The sequence below is a fragment of the Microcystis sp. LE18-22.4A genome (assembly GCF_027531105.1).
GTDB classification, from domain to species: domain Bacteria; phylum Cyanobacteriota; class Cyanobacteriia; order Cyanobacteriales; family Microcystaceae; genus Microcystis; species Microcystis aeruginosa.
In genome coordinates, this window is the sequence record NZ_JAPZRB010000108.1 from 1 (window position 1) to 8,167 (window position 8,167).

8 protein-coding genes are annotated in these 8,167 nt (G+C 44.2%); 5 read left to right on the forward strand and 3 right to left on the reverse strand.

Going from position 1 to position 8,167, the window contains the following annotated elements:
* Positions 1-151: 151 nt before the first annotated feature.
* Positions 152-1,486 (reverse strand): chromosomal replication initiator protein DnaA, encoded by a 1,335-nt coding sequence (gene dnaA / locus O9295_RS04615; RefSeq protein WP_002799330.1) that lies wholly within the window; start codon positions 1,484-1,486, stop codon positions 152-154.
* Between the two features lie 170 nt (positions 1,487-1,656).
* On the opposite strand from dnaA, the gene def reads away from it, so the two are divergent.
* The 3 genes from def (at position 1,657) to hemB (ending at position 4,419) form a co-directional block, all read left to right on the forward strand.
* A complete protein-coding gene (gene def / locus O9295_RS04620; RefSeq protein WP_147072047.1) occupies positions 1,657-2,235 on the forward strand; it encodes a peptide deformylase in 579 nt (192 codons plus the stop codon).
* Positions 2,236-2,665: 430 nt separating this feature from the next.
* Complete coding sequence (gene folE / locus O9295_RS04625; protein WP_002758386.1) at positions 2,666-3,322, forward strand: GTP cyclohydrolase I FolE; 657 nt, start codon at positions 2,666-2,668, stop codon at positions 3,320-3,322.
* A 116-nt stretch (positions 3,323-3,438) separates the two neighbouring features.
* The gene (gene hemB / locus O9295_RS04630) at positions 3,439-4,419 is read left to right on the forward strand and encodes a porphobilinogen synthase (protein WP_045357384.1); all 981 of its coding nucleotides are present in this window, start codon (positions 3,439-3,441) and stop codon (positions 4,417-4,419) included.
* Here hemB and O9295_RS04635 read toward each other — a convergent pair.
* Complete coding sequence (locus tag O9295_RS04635) at positions 4,416-5,024, reverse strand: chromophore lyase CpcT/CpeT (RefSeq protein ID WP_288032048.1); 609 nt, start codon at positions 5,022-5,024, stop codon at positions 4,416-4,418. The two genes, hemB and O9295_RS04635, sit on opposite strands and share 4 nt — an antisense overlap.
* A 77-nt stretch (positions 5,025-5,101) precedes the next feature.
* Between O9295_RS04635 and O9295_RS04640 the strand changes: the two genes are divergently transcribed.
* Positions 5,102-7,180, forward strand: a complete 2,079-nt coding sequence (locus tag O9295_RS04640) for a thioredoxin domain-containing protein (protein ID WP_288032049.1) — start codon at positions 5,102-5,104, stop codon at positions 7,178-7,180.
* A gap of 14 nt (positions 7,181-7,194) precedes the next feature.
* Here the strand turns inward: O9295_RS04640 and O9295_RS04645 are convergent, their stop codons facing one another.
* A complete protein-coding gene (locus O9295_RS04645) occupies positions 7,195-7,377 on the reverse strand; it encodes a type II toxin-antitoxin system HicB family antitoxin (RefSeq protein ID WP_147072041.1) in 183 nt (60 codons plus the stop codon).
* 462 nt (positions 7,378-7,839) lie between these two features.
* Between O9295_RS04645 and O9295_RS04650 the strand changes: the two genes are divergently transcribed.
* Positions 7,840-8,061, forward strand: a complete 222-nt coding sequence (locus tag O9295_RS04650) for a hypothetical protein (protein WP_288032051.1) — start codon at positions 7,840-7,842, stop codon at positions 8,059-8,061.
* The last annotated feature ends 106 nt before the right edge of the window (positions 8,062-8,167 follow it).

The window sequence follows — 8,167 nt, forward strand, 5'->3', positions numbered from 1 at the left end:
TGAAATGGGGCGAAAGTCTGTGGACTCTGTGTAAGACAGTACATGGTTTTTTAACTGTGGTATGCGACGGTGGTGGAAGCAGAAACTTAAATCGTGAGGTTTAGGAATCGCCGCACTTTTAGGGCGGCGAGGATGTCAAAATTACCCCCGACTACTGATTGCGACTGAGGGAGTTAATTCGCTCGATTAGTTGGGCTAAGATTTCTTGTAATTGTCGGTCTTGATGCTGGGAAAGGTTGATTTTATCACAGCTATAAATAACGGTGGTGTGATCTTTGCCGCCAAATTCTTCGCCAATGCGCGGTAAGCTTAAATCCGTGTGTTGACGCATCAAATACATCCCAATCTGTCGGGCAAAACTAATTTCTCGTCGGCGGGAATTTCCTTTTAGATCGGCGATCGAGAGTTGAAACTTTTCCGCTACTACCGCCATAATAATCTCAGGAGAAGTGGCAATTTTGGCCATTGGTGGATTTAAAACTGGCGCGATATTTTCTACCGTCATCGGCAATCCGGAGATAGAAATATAAGTAGTAGCCCGGATTAATGCCCCCTCTAATTCGCGAATATTAGAAGTATAATTAACGGCAATATATTCGATAACTTCTCTTGGGAGACGCAGATTTTCGTACTCGGCCTTTTTTTGTAAAATTGCCATGCGAGTTTCGATATCTGGTGCTTGGATATCGGCGACTAATCCCATAGAAAAGCGAGAAATTAAACGATCCTGTAAACTGGGAATCTGTTTGGGCAAGCGATCGGAGGCTAAAACCACCTGTTTTCCCGCTTCGTGCAGGGTATTAAAGGTATGAAAAAATTCTTCTTGAGTGTATTCTTTTCCTTCAATAAATTGCAGATCATCCACTAATAATATGTCCGCATGACGATAATGATTACGAAAACTTTCCATACTATCTTGACGGATAGCGGTGATTAAATCATTCGTAAATTGTTCCGTCGATACATAAAAAACCCTGGATTGGGGATATAATTCTAGACGATAATGACCGATCGCCTGCATTAAATGGGTTTTACCTAATCCCACCCCACCACAGAGAAAAAGCGGGTTAAATTCCCTTCCGGGTAATTCCGCCACCGCTAAAGCGGCCGCGTGGGCCATGCGATTGGTTGGACCGACAACAAAACGGGAAAAATTATATTTAGGGTTAAGTTGATTACTGGGGGATAATTCTGATTCTAAGCTAGTGTGAGGCTGGAAAATAGCGATCGAATCGCCCTGTTGTGCCGTGAGTTGAATCTCGACGGGATAACCGACGATATCCTGCACTACTTCAGCAATTGTTGACAGATAATTTTTCTGAAGATGGTTAAGAATAAAGGGATTGGCAGCCTGAATTACTAAGCGATCGTTTTGCCATTCTTTAACCGTCGCCGTTTGAAACCAAGTCTCGAAAGCGGGACGGGTTAATAGTAATTTTAGACGCTCTAGGAGATTATGCCAAAGTTGTTGGGCGCTGCTGTCCACGGTTAATTTTGATTAAGTGGGTGGGTGTAATTAAATATAAGATGAACGTAGGTTGGGTTGAAGCATGAAACCCAACGCCTATCCACGGTTAATTTTGATTAACAAAGTTGCTCTAGTGCTGCTGCGGGGAAACCTTATCAGTTTAGCGAGATTTTTCCCCTCAAGATAAAATGATTTTCAGAGCGAAACAATTAATCTTTAGACAGATGACGCAAGTTTTAACAATCACCCAATTAGGAAATCCAATTCTACAGCAAAAAGCAGCAGCGATCGATAATCTTCTCGATGCTGACTGTCAAGATTTGATCGATTCCCTGATTACCACCGTGCAAGCTGCCCACGGGGTGGGAATCGCCGCGCCCCAAGTTGCTCGGTCTCTGCGTCTGTTTATCGTTGCTTCTCACCCCAATCCTCGTTATCCCGACGCTCCGATGATGCCACCCACTGCCGTGATTAATCCTCGCATTTTGCGGGTCAGCGAGGAAATGGTCAAGGGTTGGGAAGGTTGCCTCAGTGTTCCCAATTTACGCGGTTTTGTCCCCCGTCATCAGTGGATCGAGGTAGCCTATTGCGATCGCAATGGTGGCGAAATCCGTCAAGTTTTCAGGGATTTTGTCGCGCGCATCTTTCAACACGAATACGATCATCTGGAAGGAATCCTCTTTCTTGATCGCCTTGCTTCTCCGGCGGATTTATACTCGGAGGAAGAATACCAAAAAATCAGTAATATTGCTGAATATAAGCGATAAAATCGCAAAATATCTCTACATCTTCAAAATAAGTTAAATAGCTTAACGGGACTATCTTTATCTGGCGACAAAATTTTTGTTGGTAAATCTAAATTTTTTGTTAAAATGATAACGATTATCATTCTAGGAGAACTACCCTAACAAACAAACAAATGAACTACTTGACAAAATAAATTAATTATGCAGTAGAACTCTGCCCTCAATTAACTAGGGAGATACTCAAGACTTTTTCGGTGACTAGGAAAATCAATTTTTCCAGGTTTCCGCACCGGAGATAACCCCAAAGACGAGGAAATAAACCGATAGCTTTCATTAGTTATCGTCTAGATGCCCAGAAAAATAAATACTCTAGCAAAGGGTATTTATTGACAATTGGTAAAATCAGAAAACTTTGCCGATCAATTAACTATTGGAGTCTGTAAAAATATCTATGACCTTAGCTAAGTCCAAAGCAATTTTCGACAATGATGACTACAATCACTTTCCCGAAGTGATTACCGAACCTAAATCGCCGGTATCGGAAGCCGAGATGATGCAAGCGGTAAGAACACTGCTGTTAGGATTAGGAGAAGATCCCGATCGCGAAGGTTTACGAGACACTCCTAAACGAGTAGTAAAAGCCCTAAAATTTCTCACTTCTGGTTATCAGCAATCCCTGGATGAATTGCTGAATGGGGCAGTTTTTCACGAGAATGCTAACGAGATGGTTTTAATCCGAGACATCGATATGTTTAGCTCCTGTGAACACCATATTTTACCGATAATCGGCCGCGCTCATGTTGCCTATATTCCTAACGGGAAAGTGATCGGTTTATCGAAAATTGCCCGCATCTGTGAAATGTACGCCAGACGACTGCAAGTGCAGGAACGTTTAACCGCACAAATTGCCGATGCTTTGCAAGGATTACTACAACCTCAAGGGGTAGCTGTGGTGATTGAAGCGACTCATATGTGTATGGTAATGCGCGGGGTTGAAAAACCCGGTTCTTGGACTTCTACGAGTGCCGTGCGCGGTATTTTTGCCGATTCTGCTAAGACTCGTCAAGAGTTTATGAGTTTGATTCGTCATAGTCCCGATTTTCACTAATTAGTCAGGGGGATCAGGATTATTTGATCGTCCTATCCCCGGTTTTTTCCTAAGCAAAAAACCAGAGCAAAACCAGCTATTTACTGTTTACTTTTTATTTTTAACTCGCTGTTATCATGCTGATTCGTCCCCGTCGTCTTCGTTATACTCCAGCGATTCGCCGTCTTGTTCGTGAAACTGAATTAACCGTTAATGACTTGATTTATCCCCTCTTTATCATGGAGGGAGAAAATCAAAGGGTTGCTATTCCTTCTATGCCCGATTGTTATCGTTATTCCCTCGATTTATTGCTCAAAGAAGTGGTTAATGCCTATAACTTAGGCATTAATGCCATCGCTCTTTTCCCCCTGATTGCCGAGGATAAAAAAGATAATTTCGGCAGAGAAAGTTATAATCCCGATGGTTTAGTGCCAAGGGCGGTGAAAGCGATTAAAAAAGAAGTACCTGAAATAATTATTATTACCGATGTTGCCCTCGATCCTTTTTCAATTTATGGTCATGATGGTATTGTGGAGGACGGTAAAATTCTCAACGATGAAACCCTGGAAGTTTTAGTGAAAATGTCGCTCTCGCAAGCGGCAGCCGGGGCTAATTTCGTCGCTCCTTCCGATATGATGGATGGTAGGGTTGGGGCGATCCGTCGAGCTTTAGATGCGGCTGGCTATTTGGATGTGGGAATTCTCGCTTATACGGCTAAATATGCCTCTGCTTATTATGGTCCCTTCCGAGATGCCTTAGAATCAGCCCCAAAATTTGGTGATAAGAAAACCTATCAAATGGATGGGGCTAATAGTCGGGAAGCCTTACGGGAAGCCAGTTTAGACATAACAGAAGGGGCAGATATTATTATGGTTAAGCCCGCTCTGGCCTACCTCGATATTATCCGTCGTCTGCGCGATAGTAGTCATCTTCCCGTCGCCGCTTACAACGTCAGTGGTGAATACGCAATGATTAAAGCGGCGGCAAAACAGGGCTGGATTGACGAAAAAAGCCTGATTTTGGAAACTTTAATCAGTATGAAACGAGCGGGGGCCGATTTGATTTTGACCTATTTTGCTGCCGATGTGGCATTAATGAAACAGGAAAGCCGATTTTAGGGTTTTTGCCAGCGAAATTGATAGACATTATCCTGCGCTCCCCATACCTGCCGACCAAGGCTATCATAACCTCGATCGCTGGTATCCATGCCCTGGGAATGTAGAATAATTGTATTAGTTATTTTCACCGCACCTCTGGCATTAGTGGGACAACCCTGGGGGGGAGTTTCTCCCCGATAACCCCCCGCTATCGGTTTTAAAAACACAGTACACACCGACTCGGCCAAATCTGATACATTCAATTCTCTTTCTGTCAAGTCTTTGTTACAAAAATTAATAAAGTTAGGGGCATTATTTAACTTATAAGCTTTTGATTCCACAGTGGAATTATCGGGGCTAGGTTGAATGACTAAAATTCTTTGACGATAGGGTTGATTTAAGCGATCGATAATCGCCTGTTCTTGATAAAGATAAATACTATCCTGTTTCGGGGCAAAATCCACCGCACAGGTAGTCATTTGCACCTTAGCAATGCGGGGATTAGTCTGCGCTTGTTGCGTCGTATCCATGACCCCAATTAAATGATTAGCCACCCCTTGTACTTGCGGATTAAGGGGCAAAGATTGAGTGAGAAAAAATCCTAGGGCGATCGAAGTTTTCAGCATGAGCAGAGGCTTGATTCCGGTTAGTCTCTAATTAGCTTAAACTAATAAGCAGCAAGAGCAAAAATTCCCCTTTTCCCATGGCTAATCATCTGGCTACATCCGAAAGTCTTTACCTGCGAAAACACGCCGAAAACCCGATCGATTGGTGGTATTGGTGTGACAGCGCCCTAGAAATTGCCAGGAGAGAAGATCAACCGATCTTTCTCTCGATCGGTTATTCTAGCTGTCATTGGTGTACGGTTATGGAAGGAGAAGCTTTTTCCGATCGGGCCATTGCCGATTATCTCAATCAGTATTTTTTACCGATCAAAGTTGATCGCGAGGAAAGACCGGACATCGATAGTATCTATATGCAAGCATTGCAGATGATGGTCGGTCAAGGGGGTTGGCCTCTGAATGTCTTCCTAACACCGGATAGTTTAATTCCCTTCTATGGTGGCACCTATTTTCCCGTGCAACCGCGCTTTAACCGGCCCGGTTTTCTGCAAGTGTTGCAATCGGTACGTCGTTATTATGACGAGGAAAAGGAGAAATTAAGCAAATTTACGGCCGAAATGCTGGGCGCACTGCGTCAATCAGCTATTTTACCCCGAGCAGAGACCAATTTAGCCGCTCCTTACCTTTTAGCCACAGGAATCGAGACAAATACGGCGGTGATTCGGGTTAATCCCAATAATTACGGTCGGCCCAGTTTTCCGATGATTCCATATTCTCATCTGGCTTTGCAGGGTAGTCGCTTTGGTGACGATTTTGACGATTCCCTCCGGCAAGCGGCCTATCAACGGGGGGAAGATCTGGCCCTGGGGGGAATCTATGACCATGTGGGGGGAGGATTCCATCGTTATACGGTGGATTCGACGTGGACAGTTCCCCATTTTGAAAAAATGCTCTACGATAACGGGCAAATTGTCGAATATTTAGCCAATTTGTGGAGTGCGGGTGATCGAGAGGCGGCCTTTGAGAGAGGGATTAAAGGCACGGTTAACTGGCTAAAACGGGAAATGACCGCCCCAGAAGGTTATTTTTATGCGGCCCAAGATGCCGATAGTTTTGAGAAGGCCACGGATGGGGAGCCGGAGGAAGGGGCCTTTTATGTCTGGTCGGATCTGGAGTTAAGGGATTATCTCTCGACCGAGGAATTGGGGCTGCTGCAAGCTAATTTTACCGTCACTGCCGAGGGGAATTTTGAGGGTCGTAATGTCCTGCAACGTCGGCAAGGGGGAGAATTAGGGGAGGAGATAGAAAATATGCTCGATAAGTTATTTATTCGGCGTTATGGCAGTTCTCAAGCCCAATTAGCTCTTTTTCCCCCGGCCAGAGACAATCAGGAGGCGAAAACTGTCTCTTGGCCGGGACGCATTCCGGCGGTAACGGATACGAAAATGATCGTCGCTTGGAATAGTTTGATGATTTCCGGTTTAGCCCGGGCCTTTGCCGTCTTTAGCGAACCTTTGTACTGGCAAATGGCTACGGTCGCGGCCGAGTTTATTCTCAAGCATCAGTGGTTAGATGGACGTTTTCAGCGCTTGAATTATCAGGGTCAGGCCTCGGTTTTGGCCCAATCGGAGGATTTTGCCTATTTTATTAAGGCTTTACTGGACTTGCAAACGGCTAATCCCCAAGAAACTCGCTGGTTAGAGGCGGCTATCGATCTACAAGGGGAATTCGACCGCTGGTTTTGGTCCGAGGATGAGGGGGGATATTTTAATACTGCTTCTGATCATAGTCTCGATCTGATCGTGCGAGAACGGGGTTATACGGATAATGCCACCCCTTCGGCCAACGGAATTGCGATCGCTAATTTATTGCGTCTGTCGCGATTGACGGAAAATCTAGAATATCTCGATCGGGCCGAAAAGGCCTTGCAATCTTTTAGTACCATCCTAGAACAGTCCCCCACCGCTTGCCCCAGTTTATTTGTCGCCCTCGATCACTATCGTCATGGTTTCTGTCTGCGCGCCCCGGAAAGCTCGATCGAGCCGCTGTTAAGTCGCTATTTGCCCACTGCGGTCTATCGAGTCGATGCCAGTTTGCCCCTTAGCACATTTGGGTTAATTTGTCAAGGGTTATGCTGCCTTGAACCGGCAGAAAATTTAGAACAGTTGGACAGACAAATTGCCGGAGTGATGGCGGGTCCGTCAATACTACTCGGTTAGGGATTTTTTCTCTCCTATGAAATAGGCTCTGGTGTTTGGCTTTCGTTGGCAACTTCTAACCAGCCTTGGATGGCATCTTGAAGGTTATTGATGAGTTCATCAATACTATCCCCTTCTGTTATGCAGCCAGGGAGTGCAGGAACTTCCGCCCAGTAACCTCCTTCTTGGGCGGGATGGATAATAGCTTTGATTTTCATTGCTTTCTCGACTTAGCTTTATTTGTCCGCCTAAATTTTCACTTAAAGATGGTGCGTTCCCCATGATCAAAAAATGGAGTAACAAGGATGGCATCAGGGAACGCACCCTACTCGTGACAGAGCGATCGCACTGGAAATTATCGAGATATTGACCCATGATAAACATTTTACTCAGGAAGGTTTTGTCATTCTGCTATAGTGCGATTGCTGTCAATTTTTAAGGTATTTAATCAAGTTAATAAAGGTAAAAAATAAACCCACTCAAGATGACATGAAGTGGCAATTTATCCCGTTTTTAGAAGCAATTTAGCCTATGTGGTTTCTTTTTCGGTGGATTGGGAGGGTTTTAGTTGGTGCTTGAGGGTTGAAGTTGCGGCGAAGAGGTCGAGGACGATTTTAGGAACACCGTTAAATGTGATTGAATAGAGTACAATCAAGGTTGAAGATACACCTAGTTAAGCCATGCAACAGGTTCTCAAAAATATTAAGGTATCGGAGATTCCTACACTAATCGCTCAGTTAGGATTTTCTCCTGAACAAGAAGTTAATCTTACAATTGAGGAAAATTCAGAAAGTCTTATCTCAATTATGGATAAAGTCGGCAAAAAGGCTCAAGCTAAAGGTTTGACAGAAGATAAACTAACAGAACTATGGCTCTTCGGGAATTGTTATGCAAATAATTAACTTAAAATAAAATTCGATGAGAGCGCCTACGCTCAAAAGTAGCTGAAATCCATACAGGGAAGGACTTAAGGCACAAACAGGTTAATACCAAAAGATAGACAATTGA